We start from the raw sequence: 21,534 nt of genomic DNA, 5'->3' as shown, positions 1-21,534 counted from the left end.
ATAAATAACATAAATAATCTATATAAATGTAAACGTTATCAAAAGAGAGAGGTGGAGACAATGAGTAAATTTTTCTTCAATCATAATCCAGCAACAGTAGAGGATGGAAGGCTTGTTAAATATGCTGAAATTATTTATGGAGAAGGTGGCCGTTCTGTATTAGAAAATTTAATGGTGAAGGCATCTATCAGATTGCGTGATCGTTATCCGAATAAATCTGACGAGCAGATCTCGAACCTAGTAAATAAAGGCATCCATGATATGTTTCAAAAATATGTGAGCGAGTAAGAGTGGCCAAGGGCTGCTCTTATTTTTTTGTATAAGGATTGTAACTCTAGCTGAAAATAAACATGTATCCTGAAAAACGTAAAAAGGAGTGGGAAAGATGAGCAATGGAATTGGACGTTCAAAAGAAAATCTTCCAACTGATGCAAATCATGTGAGCGCGAAGGATCGTGCGTATCAAAAACGCATGGCAAAGCAAAAACAACAAGAGCGTAATGAGGATAGAGAATAACTCGAAATAAAGCTCCTTCTAAAGCAGAAGGAGCTTTATTTTGATAGAAAATGATTCGCGGTAACATAAAAGAGTCCACCGTTAATAATTTGCACTGTAATACGTGGTTCATACTGTTCTTGCAGAGCTTGTTTTTCAATTTCATAGCTCTCAGGAAGTTCGTCACTTTCTTCATAAAAACGGTTTAAAAGGTCTAAATCATGATTCCAACGCACTCTTGCTTCTTTTGCCCACGTATGGTCATCTTCTGCAATTATATTTTTTAAAGCGTCTTCTATGCGTTGTAAACCACTTTGAGGTTTAATGATGGGCGAGAGCGTAAAACAAAAATCAGGTATTTTTGGTGTAAGTTTAATGTTTGTTAATGTTTCATGAAAGTTTGCCATCATTGTTCCAGAAATGAGATGAATACCAATCGAGTGAAGGATGTCTTTTTTTCGATCACATTGATAGGAAACTTTTATATTAATACCGAGCCAAGGGTGGAGCGGTGTATGTGTTGCCCCATTATGTCTTACATCCTCATATAAACGTATGTATGAGCCTAATTCTTTTGTCGTTTGGAAAATTTGATGTAGACGTGGTGAACCGTAGTGAATAAGCTCACCATCATTTTCTTCATTTTCTGGATTTGTAATAAGAGTAAGGCGCATCGGATTCGGTACGCCTCCTGTTTTCTCAAGATAGTGCCAATAAAAAGGGCGATTCATTAATAATTTATCCATCTCAATTGTTAACTGTACATCTAATAAATGAGGAGAACGTTCTAAAATTTCACAGTTATTCGCCTCAAAGAAATTGTATAAGTAATTATGAATTTCATGTTGCTGCATAGCCTTGCACCTCAGCTTCATTTCGTTTCGCAAAGTCGATAATAGATGTTAAGTTTTCCATCTTAATTCTAATTTCACCTTCGCTTTTTGATTGCGCGAAAATTTCTTGAATGTGCGCGTCGATGTTTTTCATATTAATTCTCGTTAAAATTTCATCGAGTTCACCAATAACACGCTCGAATAAGTTGATTTTTTCATATAACAGTTTCAGAATATGTTCTTCAACAGTATGCTTTGTAGCTAAGTTATAAATATGAACATCATTTTTTTGACCGAGACGGTGAATACGTCCGATTCTTTGCTCAAGACGCATTGGATTCCATGGCAAATCATAATTGATCATATGGCTACAAAACTGTAAGTTAATCCCTTCACCACCAGCTTCAGTTGCAATTAATACTTGTGCGTGGTTTTGGAAAAGCTCCTTCATCCAATCTTTCTTCCCGCGTTTAAACCCGCCGCGGAATGGAACGGAAGAAATACCGTGTTGTTGTAAAAACCATTGTAAGTACATTTGTGACGCTCGATATTCTGTGAAGATAACGACTTTATCGTCAATTTCTTTTATAAGCTCAAGAGCTTTATTTGCTTTTGAGTTGAAAGGAATATGATTAATTTTGTCCATTAGCACATCGATATGTGGATCTTTTATATAATGTTCGTTTTCTTTCTGTCTTTTTTCTACATGCTTTTTCAATGAATAGTAAACAGCCTCACGACTACTACACGCTTCCCGTTTTAAAGTTAACGATGAGAAAGCAGATGTGAAGGCGTCTTGTCCTCGCCAATTTTCGATATCATTATATAGAGCTTGTTCTTGTTCATTAAACTCAACAAAAATTGTACGTACATGTCTCTTCGGCCAATCGATACCGGTATTATGTCGTCTATTTCGCACCATTACTTTATTAATGAGAGCTTTTAAGTCTTCATCTGATTCGGCTGAGCGATTTTTGGAAGCGTAATATTCTTCAAAGTTGGATTGATTGCCTAAATGTCCTGGTTTTAATAAAGAAACAAGGTTAAAAATTTCATCAATCTTATTTTGAACAGGAGTAGCGGTTAGTAATAAACAAAACTTCTTTTTTAATCGTTGTGCAAATTCATAGTTTTTTGTTTTATTATTTTTCAGTTTATGTGCTTCATCGATAATAATAAGGTCATATTCCAAGTTCAACACGATATCGCGATGTGGTGAACGTTTCGCAGTATCAATTGATGATACGATTACGTCAGCTTGTTCCCATGAGTAGCTTTTCTTTTGTGCTACAGCGGGAATGAAAAACTTTGTATTCAGTTCGTATGCCCATTGTGATACGAGAGAAGCTGGGACAAGTATAAGTACCTTTTTCACAAGCCCGCGGACCATGTATTCTTTCAAAATAAGTCCAGCTTCGATTGTTTTTCCAAGGCCTACTTCATCTGCTAGAATCGCTTTACCGTTCATTTGTTCAATCACATTTTGAGCGACTTCTAATTGATGCGGAAGCGGTGTGAAATGGGATAAATGTTTCGGTGCTTGTAGTCCATCAAAAGTAGGAACAAGTAACGATTTTTCTGTTTCATAAGCTAAGTGATATAAATCCCAGTTTGTCCAAGGACCATCTTCGTCAATTCTATTTAAAAAATTGTTTTGCCATGTCCGATCTACGGAAATATCGACATTCATTACAACTCTCCCACCTTTTATAAACTAAAGTAATTATTTTTTAATGTATGATGATTTGCCTTAAAAGAAGGCATAATTATCGTTATTAAAGGCTATATGATAGACAATAATAAAGTATTAAATCTCAAAAGCTGTATTTATTGTGTTTTAACATAAAAAATTCTAAATTATTTTTTATGCTAGAATATTGATGAAATATAGCGAATGATGTTAGGATAATGGTGTGAAATGTGTGGAATCTTTCGTATTTTATCCAAGAAAGTGATTTTTTATTTACGCTTTCATAAAAAAATATAATGAGATTCCGTATATCCTATCTTTTCAGAATGAAAATGTTTAGAAAAGGGAAGCAACTTTTATTGATTTGTCAAAGCATAAGGGGGAGAGAGCATGATTACATTACAACGTACACCGTTATTTGATGTATACGCGAAGTATGGTGGAAAAACAATCGACTTCGGTGGTTGGGAATTACCAGTTCAATTTTCAAGCATTAAAGAAGAACACGAAGCTGTACGTACAGCTGCAGGTTTGTTCGATGTGTCTCATATGGGAGAAGTTGAAGTAAAAGGTGTAGATAGTTTAGCATTTTTACAACGTGTTGTTACAAATGACGTATCTACCTTAAAGGTAGGGGGCGCACAATATACAGCTATGTGCTACGAAAATGGTGGTACAGTAGATGATTTATTAATCTACAAACGTGGTGAAGAAGACTATTTATTAGTAATCAATGCATCAAATATCGAGAAAGATTACGAATGGTTAGCAAGTCATGTAATTGGCGATGCGACAGTAGTCAATGTTTCTAGTGGAGTTGCACAGCTTGCAATTCAAGGACCAAAAGCAGAAGGCATTTTACAAAAAGTTGTGTCAGAAGATTTGAAAGAAATTAAGTTCTTTAAATTTAAAAACGATATTCTTGTAGATGGAATTCCAGCACTTGTATCTCGTACAGGTTACACAGGTGAAGATGGATTCGAAATTTACTGTAAGAGTGAAGATGCTGCAAAACTTTGGGAGAAACTTCTTGAAGTTGGAGCAGAAGAGGGCTTAAAAGCATGTGGTTTAGGTGCTCGTGATACACTTCGATTCGAAGCAACATTACCACTTTATGGACAAGAATTATCAAAAGATATTACACCGATTGAGGCTGGAATTGGCTTTGCGGTAAAAACAAATAAAGAAGCAGACTTCTTTGGAAAAGCAACGTTAAAAGAGCAAAAAGAAAACGGTGCGCCTCGTAAATTAGTCGGCATCGAAGTAATCGAACGTGGAATTCCTCGTACGCATTACCCTGTATTTATTGGTGAAGAAAAAATTGGGGAAGTAACGAGTGGTACACAATCTCCAACGTTAAAGAAAAGCATTGGTTTAGCACTAATTGATGTAAAATACGCAGCAGTTGATACAGAAGTAGAAATTGAAATTCGTAATAAACGCGTCAAAGCAGTAGTTGTTCCAACACCATTTTACAAACGTTCAAAGTAACGGGGAGAGGGGTAGATTTCATGTTGCATCGTTATCTTCCAATGACAGAAGAAGACAAAAAAGAAATGTTACAAACGATCGGCGTTCAAACGATCGATGAATTATTCTCTGATATTCCAGAGAGTGTTCGTTTTAAAGGGGATTTAAAAATTAAAGAAGCAAAATCAGAGCCAGAGCTTTTAAAAGAGCTATCTCAAATGGCTAGTAAAAATGCTAACTTAAAAGAATACGCTTCTTTCTTAGGAGCAGGCGTATACGATCATTATGCTCCAGTAATTGTAGATCATGTTATTTCTCGCTCAGAATTTTATACAGCTTACACACCATACCAACCGGAAATTTCACAAGGGGAATTACAAGCAATCTTTGAATTCCAAACAATGATTTGTGAATTAACAGGAATGGATGTAGCAAACTCTTCTATGTATGACGGGGGGACAGCTTTAGCTGAAGCGGCAATGTTAGCAGCTGGCCATACTCGCAAAAAGAAAATTCTTGTATCTAGCGCGGTTCATCCAGAATCAAGAGCAGTACTTGAAACGTATGCAAAAGGTCAAAATCTTGAAGTTGTTGAAATTAATCATAAAGATGGTGTAACAGATTTAGACGTATTACAAAGTGAAGTAGATGATACAGTTGCTTGTGTAATCGTTCAATATCCAAACTTCTTCGGACAAGTTGAAAAATTAGTTGATATTGAAAAAATCGTTCATCAACAAAAATCATTATTTATCGTTTCTTCAAATCCATTATCATTAGGCGCATTAACACCACCAGGGAAATTTGGTGCTGATATTGTAATCGGTGATGCACAACCATTCGGTATTCCAACGCAGTTTGGTGGACCGCACTGTGGTTACTTTGCAACAACGAAAGCATTTATGCGTAAAATTCCAGGACGTCTTGTTGGACAAACTGTAGATTCAGATGGTAAACGTGGATTTGTATTAACGTTACAAGCACGTGAACAGCATATTCGTCGTGATAAAGCGACATCTAACATTTGTTCAAACCAAGCGTTAAATGCATTAGCAGCTTCTGTTGCAATGACGGCACTTGGCAAACAAGGTGTGAAAGAAATGGCACGTCAAAACATTTCTAAAGCACAATATGCAAAACGTCAATTTGAAGCGAAAGGCTTCACAGTAACATTTGCTGGACCATTCTTCAATGAATTTGTTGTAGATTGCAAACGTCCAGTGAAAGAAGTAAACGATGTATTATTACAAAAGAATATTATCGGTGGTTACGATCTAGGCCGTGATTATAAAGAGCATGAAAACCATATGCTTGTAGCAGTAACTGAGCTTCGTACAAAAGAGGAAATTGACACACTTGTAAACGAAATGGGGGCTATCCAATGAAGAACCAAGACCAAGCACTTATCTTTGAAGTGAGTAAAGAAGGACGCATAGGATATAGCTTACCCAAATTAGATGTAGAAGAAGTGAAACTAGAAGATGTGTTTGAGAGCGATTATATTCGAGTAGAAGATGCAGAGCTACCAGAAGTATCTGAACTTGATATTATGCGCCACTATACAGCACTTTCAAACCGTAACCACGGTGTGGATTCTGGATTCTATCCACTTGGATCTTGTACGATGAAATATAATCCGAAAATTAATGAGAGTGTAGCTCGTTTCGCAGGATTTGCAAATATTCATCCGTTGCAAGATGAAAAGACAGTACAAGGTGCAATGGAATTAATGTACGACTTACAAGAGCATTTAATTGAAATTACAGGTATGGATACTGTTACTTTACAACCAGCAGCTGGTGCACACGGAGAATGGACAGGTTTAATGTTAATTCGTGCATACCATGAAGCGAATGGTGACTTTAACCGTACGAAAGTAATTGTGCCTGACTCTGCTCACGGAACGAACCCAGCATCTGCAACTGTAGCTGGTTTTGAAACAATTACAGTAAAATCAAATGAAAATGGCCTTGTTGACTTAGAAGACTTAAAACGTGTTGTAAACGAAGAAACAGCAGCACTTATGTTAACAAACCCTAATACATTAGGTCTATTCGAAGAAAATATTTTAGAAATGGCAGAAATCGTCCATAATGCAGGCGGTAAATTATACTATGATGGTGCAAACTTAAATGCGGTATTAAGCCAAGCACGCCCAGGAGATATGGGATTTGACGTTGTGCATTTAAACCTTCATAAAACATTTACAGGTCCTCACGGCGGTGGTGGCCCAGGTTCTGGTCCAGTAGGTGTGAAAGCTGATTTAATTCCGTACTTACCAAAACCGATTTTAGAGAAAACCGAAAATGGTTATCACTTCAACTACGACCGTCCAGAAGCAATTGGTCGTGTGAAACCATTCTATGGTAACTTCGGAATTAACGTTCGTGCATACACGTATATTCGCTCTATGGGTCCAGATGGATTGCGTGCAGTAACTGAGTATGCGGTATTAAATGCGAACTATATGATGAGAAGATTAGCGCCATTCTACGATCTTCCATTCGATAGACATTGTAAACATGAATTTGTATTATCAGGTCGTCGTCAAAAGAAACTTGGTGTACGTACATTAGATATTGCAAAACGTCTGCTTGATTTCGGTTATCATCCACCAACAATTTACTTCCCATTAAATGTGGAAGAATGTATTATGATTGAGCCGACAGAAACAGAATCAAAAGAAACATTAGATGGTTTCATTGATAAGATGATTCAAATCGCTAAAGAAGTAGAAGAAAATCCAGAAGTTGTACAAGAAGCACCGCATACGACAGTCATTAAACGTTTAGACGAAACGATGGCTGCACGTAAACCAGTTTTACGTTATGCGAAGCCAGCTCCTGTACAAGTTTGATTAAAATAACAAAAGAAGAACTCGCTGAGGCGGGTTCTTTTTTTGTATGGATAATTTGTCCCGCATTAACGGACAGTAAACTCTCAACTCAAAACTTAGCTGGTGCAAAGAAGCCAGGTGGGAGATAAACTGTCCGTAAATGCCCGATTGGTTCAACTAATAATCAGTGGGAATGAACAAAAATCCCCACTGATTAAAGTTTCACTTTATGCAGAAATAGTGAAGAAAATGTTAAAAAAATATGTTTTTTGTTTCCTAATGGTGTAAAGGTGTAGTTTTATAGGTAGTTTTGTTGAAAAAGTCGGTTTGATAAAAGTATTTATTTTTGTTAGAATTTTATTGAAATTAAGAAGATGTGATGAGGCAAAGATTACTCATTTTTATGTATATGTGAAAAAACGAACAAGACGGGGGTGGAATTTTGGGATATCGATGTTATAGAATGGTATACCATTTAGAAAATGGAGAAACAATTAAAGATGTAAAAGAATTTTGCTATCGAGACCAAGGAAAAGTGTTAGAAAGAGTAGCAAATCGTGTAATGGATAATAGAGAAGTGACGGCGATTGATAAACAAGGAACAATCATTTCAATAGCATGTGAGGACATTGTAAAGGTGGAACTTGATTACATAACAGAAAGTTAACCTTGAGTCATATCGAATTATTCGATAAAATAAACTGTTGAATGGTGAAGTGAGAAGAGAGGAGTTTATCATGGGTAGTACAAGACACTTTTATATGTTTATCTTAGCGTTTGTTCTTGTTGTGGCATTAACGATTTACTTAATCGTTGACAGCAGCTGGTATAACACAGTTCATCCGGCATTCCTTCTGTTTATGTATATAGGAATTGCAGTAGTAAGTTTCGGAATGAGAGACGAGATGTTAGATCGCTTTGAAAAGTGATACATATACGAAAGACCAACAGGAAAATGTTGGTCTTTTTTTCTTGCCAAAAATAGGATGGTGTGTATATACTGTATATATAAGGTATACACAGTATATACACAAACTGGAGGAAAACATGAATATTATTATTTCGAATTCTTCCCAAGACCCTATTTATGTGCAAATAAGAAAACAATTAAGCCAGCTTATTTTAAATGGCGGTTTAAAGGGTGGAGATCAATTACCGTCTATTCGTAGCTTAGCGAAGGAATTACAAATTAGTGTCATTACAACGAAGCGTGCATACGAGGAGCTTGAAAAAGAAGGATATATAGAAACTGTTGCTGGGAAGGGGACTTATGTTTCACGTAAAAATAATGAACTATTAAAAGAACAAAGGCTTCGCCTATTGGAAAGTAAAGCGGAAGAGATTGTGAATGAAAGTAAAGCGTTGCAGCTTTCACTTGAAGAATTACAGCAGATGATTGCGTTTTTATATAAGGGGGAATGAGAGAGATGTTAGAGTTAAAAAACGTTTGTAAAAGTTATGAAGGTTTCGCAGTGAAAAATATAAGTTTTACGTTACCACGCGGATATATTATGGGGTTTGTCGGACCGAATGGGGCCGGGAAAAGTACGACGATCAAAATGATTATGAATTTAATTAAAAAAGATAACGGAGATATAAAAATTTTTGGCAAGGACAATAAGAAAGCTGAAAAGGAAATAAAACAAAATATCGGCTTTGTATATGATGAAAATCATTATTACGAAGATTTAACGTGTGAACAAATGAAGCGTATTATTGCACCGTTATATAAAAAGTGGGACGAAGAGCAGTATCAATCGTATATGCATAGATTACAAGTTCCAAAGTATAAAAAAATTAAAGAATTATCAAAAGGAATGAAAATGAAATTTGCGATTGCAATCGCACTTTCGCACCACGCAGAGTTTATTATTATGGACGAACCGACAGCAGGGTTAGATCCAGTTGTTCGAAGTGAATTACTTGATATGTTGCAAGAAATTGTAATGGAAGATGAAGTATCCGTATTATTCTCAACGCACATTACAACAGATTTAGAGCGCATTGCAGATTATGTTACGTTCATCAATGATGGAGAAATTATATTTACTGGTGAAAAAGAAGACTTAATGGAGAACTACGTAATCGTAAAAGGAAGTAATGATTTATTAGATCGAGAAGGAAAAGAACTATTTGTTGGATTACGAAAAAGTAAGTTTGGTTTTGAAGGTTTAGCGAAGGATAAACAAGGAATTATCGATTGGTTTGGAAATGAGGTTGTACTAGAAAAGCCTACATTAGATGACATTATCGTTTACACTGCGAAAGGGAGAGGTGCCTATGCGTCAGCTAATCTATAAAGATTTGTTCTTTTTTCGGGTTATGTGGTTAGTGTATTTTATTATGCCTCTTGTTTTCTTTGGATTAGATCCAGACGGTGAATTGTTATTTCCAATGAGTTGCTTACTCATAACGATATCATCTTCTATGATACTAATAGCGATGGATGAAAAAAATAAAAGTGATGTTATTATAAATAGTTTACCTGTTGGACGAAAGGATATCATTATTGCTAGATATATTTCGGGTGTAATATTTATTGTAGGTGGCATGATTTCTACTACGCTAGTTGTTTTTCTTATAAGAGGTATCGCTGTCATTGGTGATATTGGAGCTTATCATCCCAATTTGTATATTGAAATTCCTTGGTATGTAGTAGTCAGAGGTGCTGTATATTCTTTAGTTTATATTACAGCATTATTCCCGAGTTATTATGGGACAAAATCAAAAGTAGTACGTGGAATATTTACAGGTGGAGCCGCTGGAATAGGTGTTATTGTTGGAATGTTTATTGGTGACGGAGAAAGTGTTACGGCATCATTCATTAATTGGATTATGAATCCATTACATTTTGGCATATTTATAGTTGGATTAATCACACTAGCTAGTGTCTATATCGTTTCTATGCTTCTTACAATTAAAATTTATGAAACGCGTGATTTATAGAGAGGAGAATTCATATGCAACAGTTGATTTTGAAGGAGTTTTTTTTACAGAAGAAGATGTTTCCTTTCTACTTTTTAATCCCTATTTTATCTATTTTTAAGAATTCCGTCGAACCAATGGGGATTGCAATAGGAGTATTTATAACATGTAGTACGATTATATATATTTCTTTTTATTATGACGAGAAAAGTAAAGCAGAAAAAGTATTAGTGAGTTTGCCTATAACGAGAAAAGAGATAATTATAGCTAAATATATTTCAAGCACATTATTTATTATGGCTGGTTTGAGTGTAACTTTTATAGTCGTAATATTAGGGAATATTTTATTGAACAGAGATATAGTTATGCCTGGATATGCAATATTTTCAGCAATAGTAGCAACTTTGATTTATTGTGCAGTAACGATACCGACTAATTACATTGGGGGATATAAAGTTATTACTGTCTTGAATTTGATTATGCTTTTTCCTTTAATGGGTATGATTGGTCTTATGTGCAATATTTTTGGTGATAAAACAATTATGTTAAAAGTACTTCACTCTCAAGAGGCTACACAAGCAATGGGTGTTCTTGGTATCGGAGTATTAGTGAGTATATTCGTATCCATGTTCCTCTCAATGAAAATGTTTCAGGAGGCAGAGTTATAGAAGGGACATTTTCATATTAGGAGGTGTAATACATGATCAAGCAACTAATTTTAAAAGATTTCATCATTCAATGGAAATTTTTAATTTGGTACATACTGTATCCTGTTTTCTTTTATATGGCCTTAACAGATACGGAAAATTTATTCATCATTATGTCAGTAATTATTACAATTGGGGCAACAGTAAAAACATTTGAAGCAGATAGTAAAAATGAGAGTGAAGTTATAGTAAATAGTTTACCAATATTGAGAAAACAAATTGTGTATGCGAAATATATAGTAGCAATTATTATTCTTTTTATAAGTGTAACGGTCAGCTGTTTCACGATGGGAATGAAGAATGGGATTAACCTATTTGAATTTATTGAAACGACATTGCTTGCTAGTATTAGCTTTATTTTAGTGTATTTAAGCTTTGTTCTACCAATATCTTTTTGGTTAGGATATAAAAAAACTATTCTTATTACAATAGTAATATTCATGGCGCCGATTGTTATTTTAGAAACTTTGTTTCAAATCAACTTGGAACAAATTCAATTATATAATACCTTGTTATTCATTGGTTCAATATGTATGCTCATAGCATCTATCTTCGTTTCAGTGAAATTGTATGAGAAGAGAGAATTTTAAAAGGTGCCCTATAAAAGGCACCTTCTTCAATAACGACAATACGAGAGCAGTAGTTTATAAAAAGAAACGCTATTTGGCACATCTTTCGGAGTATGTAATATAAAGCTGAAAACGATGATGAGAATAAGAAATAGGAAAAATAAAAATAGGATTTGCTTATGTATAGAATTTTGCATATTATCCACTCCTTTTTTTGGGTAGTATGTCCAAAAGAAAGGAATGTATGAAAAAAATTGGAGGGGGAACAATGGGGAAACGAAAATTGTTATTTGAAATAGGAGTATTATTTTTGTCAATAGGTCTTTTGTTATCAAATTTTTATTCAGACATACCATCACCGTTTCCTAATTTGCATAAAGGAATTGGTATAAGTATTGTTATAATTGGTCTGTTTTGTCTTATCACATCTAACTTCTACAGAAAGTCTGAATGAATATAAAAAAGGACAGTTACTCTTTTTCAGAAGTACTGTCCTTTTTAAATAACTTATTCCATAGTTTGGCGATACTCCATATAATGACGATTGCAATGGAGGCGATAATGGACCAAACAATCGATATAATTTCAAGTGTCATGTTAGGAAGGAATGTGAGAATGGATAATACTTTATGAAACAATGATTCTATTATATGAAAACTTATTTGTAATAGAATGACGATACAAAGTGTGATCCATGCTAATATTTTCTTTCCTTGTTCTTTCCACATCACATTCACCTCACGTTAGCTTAATAGTTTTAAGCCAACAGCGCCGCATAAAATGCAGCTTAAGAAAGCAAGACGACGCCAATCCGCTGATTCTCGGAAAATGAGAATGCCTAGAAGTGCACTTCCAGCAGTTCCGATTCCAGTCCAAATTGCGTAAGCAGTTCCCATCGGTAATGTGTTCATCGCAAGAGATAAGAAGAAGAAGCTTACGCCGAAGTTAGCGATTAAAATAACTTTTGGTGCCCAGCCTTTCTTTTCAGTGGCTACTTTCATAAAGAGTACACCAATAATTTCACAAATACCAGCTAGAATTAAAAATACCCAAGCCATTTTATGCGGCCTCCTTCGCTTCTTTTTCTTCTGTTACTCGTTTTAAACCAATTACTCCGAAGAAGATTAAACCGATTAATAAAACTTTTACGATAGAGAAAGGTTCTCCGAAGATGAAAATCTCTGTAAGAACGATTCCACCAGCTCCGATTCCTGTAAAGACTGCGTATACAGTGCCGACAGGTAAATCTTTATAAGCTCTAAATAATAAGACGAAACTAATTGTAATTAATAGAGCAACACCAGCCCATTCAAGTGGTGCCTCTGCTTTTTTTAGTCCAATCACCCAAAAGATTTCAATAATACCAGCGATGATTACATAAATCCATGCCATATGTCATTTCTCCTTCCTACCAGTCGTTAGGTAAAGGGCTTAAAAACGACGCATTGCAAAGGGCAATCCGTCAGTTTGAAAGTCCGCGCCAAAATACTTTCCAAGAAGCGTCTAAACGTGTCTCAAAACGATTTAAACCTGCGTATAATAGTTCAACCATAAGACCGTCGAGTAAGCATAGAAAAGCCTCTAAGGCGTCTTTTACTTCAATGTTATGCAGCTCATCTTGTTCGCTTGCTCTTTTAAATACAGGGAATAAAAGTTTTCCGACGTTTTCAATGTGTACATTTGCTTTATTAATAATTTGTTCGCGAAATGCATCAGGCGGAAAATAAGAAGTTCGTAACCAAAACATTGATTCTTCACTTTCACCAAATCGTTTTGCATACCCTTTTAATAATTTTAAAAGCAATTCTTCAGTGGACGAATTGGAAAAGCTTTCGATATCGCCTGTGAAGCTCTGCAAATCTTTTTGAAGAGCAGATTCTAAGCATATGAAATATAGCTCTTCTTTTCCTTTAAAGTGTGCGTAAATCGATGGTTTTTTAATCCCAACTTCTTGAGCAATATTTGCCAATGAAGTTCCTTCATAGCCGTAGCGTGCGAAATGAGAAAGTGCTACAGCTTTAATGCGGTTTGCTGTCATTTTCATCCCCTACCTACCGTTCGTTAGGTTCATTATATGAGATGAAAAATATAATGTCAATAGGTGAAGAGTTGAAAAAGAGCGTTATAGGTAACGCTCTTTTTAGACAGTCTCTCGCTCAATTAAATGGAATGAAAGTTCTTTTGCACTGCCGACAATTTGCTCGCTTTGGATCTGCTTATGGAATAAAGAAAAAGCATGTGAGCCCATTGCGAGACCGGGATGTTCAATTGTGGAAATTTCTAATGCCTTTGAAATTTCATGATTATCAAATCCAAGGATAGCAAGGTCTTCAGGTACTCGAATACCATGTTTTCGAGCCTCTGTTAATAAACCAGCTGCAACTTGATCGTTCGCTGTGAAAATAGCAGTTGGACGATTTTTCATATTTAAAATATGATGGAGTATTTGTGCTCCGTCCTGCATTGTATAGCATTGGTGGAAAATCCATTCAGGATGCAACGTTTTCCCTTCGTTACGAAGTGTATCGGCGAACGCTTTTTCGCGCTCCATGGAATTTACACTTGTTTTTCTTGCTAAACAAATTCCGATTTTTTCATGGCCTCTACTTAGTAAATAGGCAGTACCGAGACGGAAACCTTCATAATGATCTACGTAGATGGATGAAATGAGGGGATGCTTCATTTTTTCACATGAAATAATAGGGGCAAATTTTGCAAAAGGTTCGATTTGTTCCCAAGAGCTCGTTCGGGAGCAAATAATCATCCCATCAAATTGTTTCATTTTCATCATTTCAAGAACACGAATTTCTTCAATGCTATCGTAATTCGTTTGACATAAATTAATGTGATATCCGGCAGCTAACGCTTCGTTTCCGATTCCTTCAATAATCGTACTGAAGTAGGGGAGGTTAATGAAAGGAAGCATAACACCAATTGTATATGTTTTCCCTCTTATTAAATGGACAGCATTTATATTTTTTGCGTAGTTTAATTCTTCAACAGCATCTAGAACACGCTTACGCTTTTCTTCTTTTACGTAAGGGTGATTATTCAGGACACGAGAAACAGTTGATATCGATACACCAGCAGTTTTAGCAATTTGTTTTATATTGGCCATATGTATCACCTCTTTCCCTTATTATAAAGGGAAAATAATAAGAAAGAAAAAATCTTGACCTGAAAAGCTTTTCACAAACTATGGTATTAATAAGACTTCTTTTTATTCGCGTAACCTTTTCACTTGGGCGTAAGAATGATAGGGGTCTTTTTTGTTTGCAAAAAGTGTTGTCAAAATGTGTGAGAATAACGTGGAAAGTTTTCAAAGGTGGAGTTTGGTGACAAAGCGAATATGAAGAGAATATCAACGCTTCGTTCGTTAAGAGAGCGGTATGAAAGGGCGGAAACAAATTGAAAAAAAGAATCATTTGTTTCGTGTTTTCTAGTTTCATGCTTAGTTCGTGTTCGTTTCAGCAAACGATGCAAGAAGAAAAACACTTTGTGGGAACAACAGGAGGAGCTATGGATCGTGTTACGGATCCTATTCCGCTAAAGGAACTTCCAAAATATTTTCCGGTGAAGTTTAAAGTTCCAACGTTTTTACCGTACGACATTACAAGTGATGTGAAGGGGGAAGTAAGAACGCTTGGGAAAAAGAACACTGTCTTAACGATTAAATATAAACAGAAGGAGTCAGGTAGAAATGAGTATATTGAGTTAAATGTCGCGAACTTTCCTTATAGTTTTCCGGATCTTGTGGAAGAGAAGCGATTTCAAGAACAAATGAAACTGAATAATGGAACGTCTGCTTATTTTAAAAATAAAGATGATTATGAACGTGGTGACGAATTTGCTACGCTTATATGGAAAGAGAAAGGAATTGAATATCAACTGCTGTATCGGAATGTAGAAGAGAACGATGAAAAGGTAATCAAGCAGAATTTATTATACATTGCGAATAAGATGAAATGAAAAAACTAGCTGATTTATTCAGCTAGTTTTTTGTATGTTATTATTTCTTTTTAATTTTGCCTGTCCAAGATTTAAATCCACCTTGTAATTGGTAGAAATCTTTGTAGCCTTGTTTTTTTAAGTATTGCGCTGCACGACCTGTACGGAATCCGCTTTGGCAATATAAGTAAACAGGTTGATCTTGACGAAGTTCTTTATGGCGAAGGCGAATTTGTGATAACGGAATGTTACGTGCACCTAAAATATGCCCTGCGTTATATTCGTCTGCTTCACGAATATCGATAAGCTGTGCTTTACGGTAGCCAGCGCGAAATTCTTCTTCTGTAAGAGTTTTAATTAATTTTTTCTGATAGAAGTACATCCATACAGTGTAGCCGATAAATGCTACGATTACGGCTAATAAAATAATCCAAGTTGTTGACACGATTCTATCGCTCCCTTTTTTCTTATCCTACTTTCAATATTATAATGCCCTTATGTATTTATGCAACAGATTCATTTGCATATAAGAAGAAATTTCGTATTCTTTCACAAATTTTGTCGAATTTGGTAGACTAGAGAATGTGAAAAATAATTGGTTATATGAGGTGCAGGATGGGAAAAGAAAAATGGTGTTATATTAACTCTGGTCAATGTTCACCGGCATTTAATATGGCGTTAGATGAATGTTTATTAAATTGGCAAAGTGAAAAGAAAATGCCACCAACAATTCGTTTTTATGAATGGGAAGTACCAACATTAACAGTTGGGTATTTTCAACGTGTTGAAAAAGATATTAATATGGATGTAGTTAACGAAAAGAAATATGGATTCGTTCGTCGTCAAACAGGCGGCAGGGGTGTACTACATGACAAAGAGTTAACGTATAGTGTTATTGTGTCTGAAGATCATCCGAATATGCCGAAAACAGTTACAGAAGCGTATCGTGTTATTTCGCAAGGTTTATTAGATGGTTTTAAGGCATTAGGGTTAGAAGCATATTATGCAGTTCCAAAAACAGAAGCAGATCGTGAAAATTTAAAAAATCCACGTTCAGGCGTATGTTTTGATGCACCATCTTGGTATGAAATTGTAGTGGAAGGACGAAAAATTGCTGGTAGTGCTCAAACACGTCAAAAAGGTGTTATTTTACAGCATGGATCGATTCCATTAGAAATTGATTTAGATGAACTATATGATCTATTTTTATTCCCAAATGAACGTGTGAAGGAACGTATGAAGAGTATGTTCTCTTCTAAAGCAGTAGCAATTAATGAATTAACAGACCGTACATTTACGATAGAACAGTTAATTAAAGCGTTTGAAGTTGGCTTTGAAAAAGGATTGGATGTAGAACTTGTTCCATATGAATTAACAGAAGAACAGTTACATGAAGTTCAAACGTTAGCGAAAGAAAAGTATGAAAGTAATGAGTGGAATTATAAAAAATAAGAGGTGGCGATATGGTCATCTCCCTGTCAAGTAGACAGAAATAAAAAGAGTATTATGCCACGGCCTTTTCCCGATATTCTATCGGGGAAAGGCCGTGAAGTTTTTCTTGGAATCTTTCTGTATTATAAAACTGAATATATTCTTGAATTGCTCGGTAGGCCATTTCATATGTTTTTGGGCACACTAAATACAACTTCTCTGTTTTTAAATGTGAGAAGAATGATTCGATACACGCATTATCAAAACAGTTTCCACGTCTAGAATGACTACCGACAAATCCTAATTTCTCTAACTGTTTTGCGTAGGATTTAGATGTATATTGAAACCCTTGATCTGAATGGAAAAGGGGCTTAGTAGTTAATGACTTCCCTTCTAATTGACGTAATGTAGTTAAAACCAAATCTAAATCATTTCTTGAAGATAGCTTCCAGGCAACAATTTCATTGTTGTATAAATCTAACACAGCTGACAAATAGGCAAATTGTTCTCCGATTCGTACATAAGTAATATCTGTTACGAATTTTTGATTTTGCTTTTCAGCTTGAAACTCTCGATTCAAATGATTTTTAAATACCACAGATGTTTTTCTTCCATAAAACGGACGTTTTTTTCGAATGATAGATTGAATACCCAGCTCTCTCATAAGACGACGAACACGTTTATGATTCGTTACCATTCCTTCTCGAGCCAAAGCACGAGTCATACGTTTATACCCATAGTAAGGGTGCTGACGATGAATAGATAAAATATGTTCTTTATGCCACATATCCCTTTTCTGACGTAAACGCTGCACGTTATGATATTTCCGCCATTTATAGTAGCCAGCCTTAGAAACTTCCGCGATTTGAAGCAACCATCGGAGTGGATAGGCTTGGCGTAATGAATCGATAAGAGAAAATCGTTCTTTCTTTAGGACCATTCCTTCCCGTGTAGATTTGGATTGCGCTTTTTTAAATACTCAACCTGTGCCTTCAAATAAGCATTTTCTTCTTCTAGACTATTAAAATTCTTTCGATTCCAGACACCACGTTGATCATCAAAGGACTCCCCTTGTTGCGCACGTTTTACCCACTCAATAATCTGGGCATCGCTCTTCACACCGAGTTGTTCACGAATTTCTCGCAATGATTTTCTCTCTTCTAATCGAAGACGAACTGCTTCTCGCTTTAGTTCTTCTGTATATTTTTGAAATGATTGTCCTTTTCTTGCCATAAAAAAATCCCCTCCAGATAAAACAGTATTGAATCCATCATATCAGATGGACTCTTTTTTTACTGTCTACCTATAGGGGATAATACCAATAGCCACCTCTTATTTTTTTATAGTAAATTAAGTACTTTTTCTACTTTGATTCCTTTATCTTGTAAAGAACGAAGGCGACTTACAACGTCCATAATTTCTTTGTCAAATGTAACGCTAATACCTTGGCTTTGTAGTTCTTCTTTTAAGCTTTCAATAGAATCATCTATGTCGATGCCAAGCTCGTAATCTTGACAAACTTCAATTGTCTTTTTCACGAGTTTAACATAATTTTCTTGTAGTTTTGAATTTGTTTCAGTCAAAGCAGGCTGCTTCGGTTTTGCAGGAGCAACCGGTGCTGTCTCTTGCTTTGTAACTGGAGTAGGGACTGCTTTTTTCACAGGCGCTGGAGTAACTAGTTCTACAGCTGCTTCTACGCTTACTGGCTTCGGTGTCGGTACCGGAGTAGGCTTAGGTGCCATAGCAGGTGTTTCCACACGCGTAACAGGCTTAGGAGCAGGCGTAATTGCTTTTGGAGCTTCTACAACTACTTCTTTTTTCGGTGCTGCTTCTACCTGTGTTTCTTCTTGCTCGGCAGCTTCTTTATTTTCTTTACTCCACATAACGCGTTCAATTTCTAGAGAAACATTGTTTTTGTTCATCGCTGTTAATGTAACTTTACCAACTTCAGCGTTTCCAGTGAAATCAACAATTTTATAAATAACACTCTTGTTCCAATCCACGTTTCCGCTCAAAAATAATTCTTCGTTACATTTCGGCGTTAAGCCCTCGATTTTAATTTCTGCGTTTACACCGTTTTCACTATATACCATAATTAGCGAAGCATTTACATCTTCGTCTGCTAACATTAGTTCACGTACCATTTTGCCGGTGCGTACTTGTGTTTTCTTCTTAACTGACATCTAATTTCTCCTCTCAAAAATTCAGTAATAATAAAAAAATCGTATAACGAAAAATAATTGCTCACGAAGATTTATGATACCGATAATAAAAGCATCACGTCAACAATTAACTTTAATTATTTTGCATTTTTCTTATTTTCTTTATGAAATTTTTCAATTTGTAAAATTAGACAGAAGAAAAAACAGCCTTTTGAAGGGCTGTTAAAATTTAGATGTTTTATATAAAAATTTGTACAAAATATAAAAAGAAAGTGTAATAAGAGCACCTTGCAAAATAGACAAATTATAAAATAAGTATGGTTTTGTTTTGAAAAATACGTTTGCAAAAACTGATAAGACAAAAGGTATAAATACCGATAATAAGAGAAGTGCTTTTTGTTTCCAGGAAACTAATATTGTAAAAGAGAAACGTCTAAATAAAGAAAAAGTTATGAAAGCACCAATTGTTAAAACAATAGCAGATAATATTGTTCCGGGAATACTAAATGGAATTCCTGAAGTGTTTGTATTTGAAAATAGTTTTTGCATAAGAGTAGTGAATGTATCGTATCCAATTTGAACAGCTAATAATAAACTAACTGCAAACCCAATAACGGCAGCTTGTTGGAAAGAATTTTGATGTTCCGAAGAGTTAATTAATTCATCGCAGTAAGCTTTTAAATCCTCTCCGAAAATATCATGCGCAGTTTTACCGTCTTCTTGCGCTTCTAAAAGATGATCCAATATTTCTAAAAGTAATTCTTCCATTTGTTTTTGTGGAACGCTAGTAAGGCGTAAATAAATAAGCATATCACCATAAGCAGCTTCGTTTTCAGGTGTTAATAACTTTCTTTTTTTATTGTTTAACTGAACCATTTCTTTTTCAGTCATGACCTCGTCACTCCTTTTTAAAGTCCAAGCATTCTTTTTTGAAGAAAAGTTTATATAGTACATAGCAAGAGATGGCAAGCAAAGTACCGGTCCAAGGTGAAACTTGTAATGTAGTATAGGGATTTTTTATAAATAAAAAGGAAATACCGATTAATAGCATCCATAGGCTATGACGTATTAAAAAGCTTCCTATATGCCTCCAAATAGTTGTTTTATTTTTAAATAAATCAGTGTTAATAAAATCGAAGACAAAACGTATCATAAGATGTACGGATAATGTAAATACAAGCAGATAAATGAAATCAATGTGTACAAATTTAAAACGTGCTTTATCTGCAAATAAGGGTAATACAAATGCAATTACGGACGAAATAGCAAAGTATATTGCTAGCAGGTAACAAGTTATAAATAAAGGAATTGATAATTGTTCCCATAAACTTTGCTTCGGTAGGGTGGCAATTAACTCGTCACAGTACGCCTGTAAGTCGTCTCCAAAAATATCATAAGCATTTTTTTCTTCTTGCTGGGCTTCAATAAGGTGATCTAGAATTTCAATTAGCAGTTCTTCTGCGTGGTATTCTGGCACTTTAGCTAAGCGGATGTATATTAACATGTCACTATAGGCGATTTCATTTTCTGTAGTTAATAATTTACGCTTTTGGTTATTTAATTCGATTAAATCTTTCGCCTTCATCCCCATCACTCTCCTTGTAATAAATTGTTTACGGTCGTTGAAACCATCCCCCAGCTTTGTTTAAATTCTTCAAGCTGTTCTAATCCTTTATCGGTTACGTGATAATATTTTCGCTTCGGACCGAGTGAGGAAGCTTTTAATGTGCCTTCGATCAATTTTTCTTTTTGCATACGTAATAATAACGGATAGATGCTTCCTTCGCTTACGAATGTAAAGCCATGTTTATTTAATTTTGTACTCAGTTCATATCCGTACACTTCTTCTTGTGAAATGATGTATAGGATGCACCCTTCGAGCACGCCTTTTAACATTTGGCTGTGCATGATTTCACCACCTTTTATTCAGGTAACTTGCGTTGCAAGGTAGCTGGTATCCAAATTATAACATTCAGTAACTTGCAATGCAAGTTACTGGGGTGGAAAACTTTAATGTCCCCCATACTAACGAGAGGGCGAAAATTATATGAGACCGTTTATGCCAAAGCTCGTTTACTTTGAACGAAAGGCACTTGAATATCCACTTGGTTTTATAGTTGCGCCAATTTAAATGCATGAAGAATGGGAAGAAGGAACCGTAAACTATTTGAGCGACAAAGATATGACGATACCAAATTTAACGTTTGAATTGATTCAGCATCGTTTTCCAAAACCATCGGAAAATATGTATATAAAAAGGATGATGCAGCAGTATTGGAAGAAACGATAAGAGGTTATATAAATGAGTTTTTTCCTAATGCAGAAATACAATATTTTACTTAAGGGGAGTCTGTATGCAAATACAGATTCTTTTTTGTTTTATATATTTAGGCTCGTTTTCAACTTGTCACGTTATTCTTTCTGGTGTATCATTTTATTGATTGCTTCGTACGGAATAAGCAAAATG

28 protein-coding genes and 1 pseudogene are annotated in these 21,534 nt (G+C 35.3%); 16 read left to right on the top strand and 13 right to left on the bottom strand.

From position 1 onward, the window contains the following. Positions 1-60: 60 nt before the first annotated feature. Positions 61-288: a hypothetical protein gene (locus N2V80_RS21185; protein WP_000032702.1), complete on the top strand. Its 228-nt coding sequence runs from the start codon at positions 61-63 to the stop codon at positions 286-288. A gap of 97 nt (positions 289-385) precedes the next feature. After that, a complete protein-coding gene (locus tag N2V80_RS21180) occupies positions 386-517 on the top strand; it encodes a hypothetical protein (RefSeq protein ID WP_000064668.1) in 132 nt (43 codons plus the stop codon). 35 nt (positions 518-552) lie between these two features. Here N2V80_RS21180 and N2V80_RS21175 read toward each other — a convergent pair whose 3' ends face one another. Together N2V80_RS21175 and N2V80_RS21170 are read right to left on the bottom strand one after the other, a co-directional pair. Beyond that, positions 553-1,350, bottom strand: a complete 798-nt coding sequence (locus N2V80_RS21175; protein ID WP_001183964.1) for a YqhG family protein — start codon at positions 1,348-1,350, stop codon at positions 553-555. Next, a complete protein-coding gene (locus N2V80_RS21170) occupies positions 1,337-3,019 on the bottom strand; it encodes a DEAD/DEAH box helicase (RefSeq protein WP_001100037.1) in 1,683 nt (560 codons plus the stop codon). Before N2V80_RS21170 ends, N2V80_RS21175 begins: the two co-directional genes overlap by 14 nt. A gap of 390 nt (positions 3,020-3,409) precedes the next feature. Here N2V80_RS21170 and gcvT point away from each other — a divergent pair, with 390 nt between their 5' ends. The 11 genes from gcvT to N2V80_RS21115 all read left to right on the top strand — a co-directional run bounded on the left by gcvT (position 3,410) and on the right by N2V80_RS21115 (position 11,980). Further along, entirely contained in the window at positions 3,410-4,510 is a 1,101-nt protein-coding gene (gcvT, locus tag N2V80_RS21165) for a glycine cleavage system aminomethyltransferase GcvT (protein WP_061654474.1), read from the top strand. Positions 4,511-4,530: 20 nt separating this feature from the next. Then, entirely contained in the window at positions 4,531-5,874 is a 1,344-nt protein-coding gene (gene gcvPA, locus N2V80_RS21160) for an aminomethyl-transferring glycine dehydrogenase subunit 1 (RefSeq protein ID WP_061654472.1), read from the top strand. Further along, positions 5,871-7,346: an aminomethyl-transferring glycine dehydrogenase subunit 2 gene (gene gcvPB / locus N2V80_RS21155; protein ID WP_000795702.1), complete on the top strand. Its 1,476-nt coding sequence runs from the start codon at positions 5,871-5,873 to the stop codon at positions 7,344-7,346. The genes gcvPA and gcvPB overlap by 4 nt, the downstream gene beginning before the upstream one ends. Before the next feature lie 442 nt (positions 7,347-7,788). After that, entirely contained in the window at positions 7,789-7,992 is a 204-nt protein-coding gene (locus N2V80_RS21150) for a DUF3929 family protein (RefSeq protein ID WP_000262496.1), read from the top strand. A gap of 70 nt (positions 7,993-8,062) precedes the next feature. Continuing rightward, positions 8,063-8,254 (top strand): hypothetical protein, encoded by a 192-nt coding sequence (locus N2V80_RS21145; RefSeq protein WP_000535933.1) that lies wholly within the window; start codon positions 8,063-8,065, stop codon positions 8,252-8,254. A 118-nt stretch (positions 8,255-8,372) separates the two neighbouring features. Beyond that, positions 8,373-8,747 carry a GntR family transcriptional regulator gene (locus tag N2V80_RS21140; protein ID WP_001021353.1) on the top strand — a complete coding sequence of 125 codons (375 nt, stop codon included), beginning with the start codon at positions 8,373-8,375 and terminating at the stop codon, positions 8,745-8,747. A 5-nt stretch (positions 8,748-8,752) separates the two neighbouring features. Continuing rightward, positions 8,753-9,625: an ABC transporter ATP-binding protein gene (locus N2V80_RS21135; RefSeq protein WP_000891307.1), complete on the top strand. Its 873-nt coding sequence runs from the start codon at positions 8,753-8,755 to the stop codon at positions 9,623-9,625. After that, positions 9,606-10,271, top strand: a complete 666-nt coding sequence (locus tag N2V80_RS21130) for an ABC-2 transporter permease (RefSeq protein WP_001249426.1) — start codon at positions 9,606-9,608, stop codon at positions 10,269-10,271. The genes N2V80_RS21135 and N2V80_RS21130 overlap by 20 nt, the downstream gene beginning before the upstream one ends. Before the next feature lie 14 nt (positions 10,272-10,285). Continuing rightward, the gene (locus tag N2V80_RS21125; RefSeq protein ID WP_001186564.1) at positions 10,286-10,918 is read left to right on the top strand and encodes an ABC-2 transporter permease; all 633 of its coding nucleotides are present in this window, start codon (positions 10,286-10,288) and stop codon (positions 10,916-10,918) included. A 32-nt stretch (positions 10,919-10,950) separates the two neighbouring features. After that, on the top strand, positions 10,951-11,547 hold the full coding sequence (locus N2V80_RS21120) for an ABC-2 transporter permease (protein ID WP_000595346.1): 597 nt from the start codon (positions 10,951-10,953) through the stop codon (positions 11,545-11,547). A gap of 247 nt (positions 11,548-11,794) precedes the next feature. Next, positions 11,795-11,980: a hypothetical protein gene (locus N2V80_RS21115; protein WP_000518066.1), complete on the top strand. Its 186-nt coding sequence runs from the start codon at positions 11,795-11,797 to the stop codon at positions 11,978-11,980. Positions 11,981-11,996: 16 nt separating this feature from the next. On the opposite strand, the gene N2V80_RS21110 is transcribed toward N2V80_RS21115, so the two are convergent. From N2V80_RS21110 to N2V80_RS21090, 5 genes are all read right to left on the bottom strand, one after another. Then, the gene (locus N2V80_RS21110) at positions 11,997-12,254 is read right to left on the bottom strand and encodes a DUF3975 family protein (protein WP_000265427.1); all 258 of its coding nucleotides are present in this window, start codon (positions 12,252-12,254) and stop codon (positions 11,997-11,999) included. A gap of 15 nt (positions 12,255-12,269) precedes the next feature. Beyond that, positions 12,270-12,584: a DMT family transporter gene (locus N2V80_RS21105; protein ID WP_000312623.1), complete on the bottom strand. Its 315-nt coding sequence runs from the start codon at positions 12,582-12,584 to the stop codon at positions 12,270-12,272. Position 12,585: 1 nt separating this feature from the next. Beyond that, positions 12,586-12,918, bottom strand: a complete 333-nt coding sequence (locus N2V80_RS21100; RefSeq protein WP_000312339.1) for a DMT family transporter — start codon at positions 12,916-12,918, stop codon at positions 12,586-12,588. 70 nt (positions 12,919-12,988) lie between these two features. Continuing rightward, entirely contained in the window at positions 12,989-13,570 is a 582-nt protein-coding gene (locus N2V80_RS21095; RefSeq protein WP_002005730.1) for a TetR/AcrR family transcriptional regulator, read from the bottom strand. A gap of 96 nt (positions 13,571-13,666) precedes the next feature. Further along, on the bottom strand, positions 13,667-14,644 hold the full coding sequence (locus tag N2V80_RS21090) for a LacI family DNA-binding transcriptional regulator (RefSeq protein WP_001273979.1): 978 nt from the start codon (positions 14,642-14,644) through the stop codon (positions 13,667-13,669). A 314-nt stretch (positions 14,645-14,958) separates the two neighbouring features. On the opposite strand from N2V80_RS21090, the gene N2V80_RS21085 reads away from it, so the two are divergent. Then, positions 14,959-15,495, top strand: a complete 537-nt coding sequence (locus N2V80_RS21085; protein ID WP_025966335.1) for a hypothetical protein — start codon at positions 14,959-14,961, stop codon at positions 15,493-15,495. A 40-nt stretch (positions 15,496-15,535) separates the two neighbouring features. Here the strand turns inward: N2V80_RS21085 and N2V80_RS21080 are convergent, their stop codons facing one another. Then, entirely contained in the window at positions 15,536-15,919 is a 384-nt protein-coding gene (locus N2V80_RS21080; RefSeq protein ID WP_000108653.1) for a rhodanese-like domain-containing protein, read from the bottom strand. A 170-nt stretch (positions 15,920-16,089) separates the two neighbouring features. Between N2V80_RS21080 and N2V80_RS21075 the strand changes: the two genes are divergently transcribed. Beyond that, positions 16,090-16,926, top strand: coding sequence for a lipoate--protein ligase family protein (locus tag N2V80_RS21075; protein WP_000514081.1), 837 nt, complete (start codon positions 16,090-16,092; stop codon positions 16,924-16,926). A 52-nt stretch (positions 16,927-16,978) separates the two neighbouring features. Here N2V80_RS21075 and N2V80_RS21070 read toward each other — a convergent pair. From N2V80_RS21070 to N2V80_RS21050, 5 genes are all read right to left on the bottom strand, one after another. Continuing rightward, positions 16,979-18,138, bottom strand: a protein-coding gene (locus tag N2V80_RS21070) for an IS3-like element ISBth8 family transposase (RefSeq protein WP_098435169.1) whose coding sequence is annotated in 2 segments (ribosomal slippage) — positions 16,979-17,880 and positions 17,880-18,138 — 1,161 coding nt in all. Because the reading frame shifts where the segments join, the coding sequence is not laid out codon by codon here. A 107-nt stretch (positions 18,139-18,245) separates the two neighbouring features. Next, the gene (locus N2V80_RS21065; RefSeq protein WP_000111900.1) at positions 18,246-19,088 is read right to left on the bottom strand and encodes a hypothetical protein; all 843 of its coding nucleotides are present in this window, start codon (positions 19,086-19,088) and stop codon (positions 18,246-18,248) included. Between the two features lie 201 nt (positions 19,089-19,289). Further along, complete coding sequence (locus N2V80_RS21060) at positions 19,290-19,958, bottom strand: DUF1048 domain-containing protein (RefSeq protein WP_000136527.1); 669 nt, start codon at positions 19,956-19,958, stop codon at positions 19,290-19,292. 7 nt (positions 19,959-19,965) lie between these two features. Continuing rightward, positions 19,966-20,652 carry a DUF1129 family protein gene (locus N2V80_RS21055; RefSeq protein ID WP_061654525.1) on the bottom strand — a complete coding sequence of 229 codons (687 nt, stop codon included), beginning with the start codon at positions 20,650-20,652 and terminating at the stop codon, positions 19,966-19,968. Positions 20,653-20,657: 5 nt separating this feature from the next. Then, positions 20,658-20,975: a PadR family transcriptional regulator gene (locus N2V80_RS21050; RefSeq protein ID WP_000556083.1), complete on the bottom strand. Its 318-nt coding sequence runs from the start codon at positions 20,973-20,975 to the stop codon at positions 20,658-20,660. 190 nt (positions 20,976-21,165) lie between these two features. Here N2V80_RS21050 and N2V80_RS21045 point away from each other — a divergent pair. Beyond that, positions 21,166-21,410 (top strand): annotated as a pseudogene (locus N2V80_RS21045) (spore photoproduct lyase family protein); the annotation flags it as partial. Positions 21,411-21,534: the final 124 nt, after the last annotated feature.

Source organism: Bacillus sp. FSL W8-0640, from assembly GCF_038007725.1.
In the GTDB taxonomy this organism is placed as follows: Bacteria; Bacillota; Bacilli; order Bacillales; family Bacillaceae_G; genus Bacillus_A; species Bacillus_A cereus.
The sequence above is the reverse complement of the archived record's forward strand: the minus strand, read 5'-3'. Positions and strand labels throughout refer to the sequence as shown.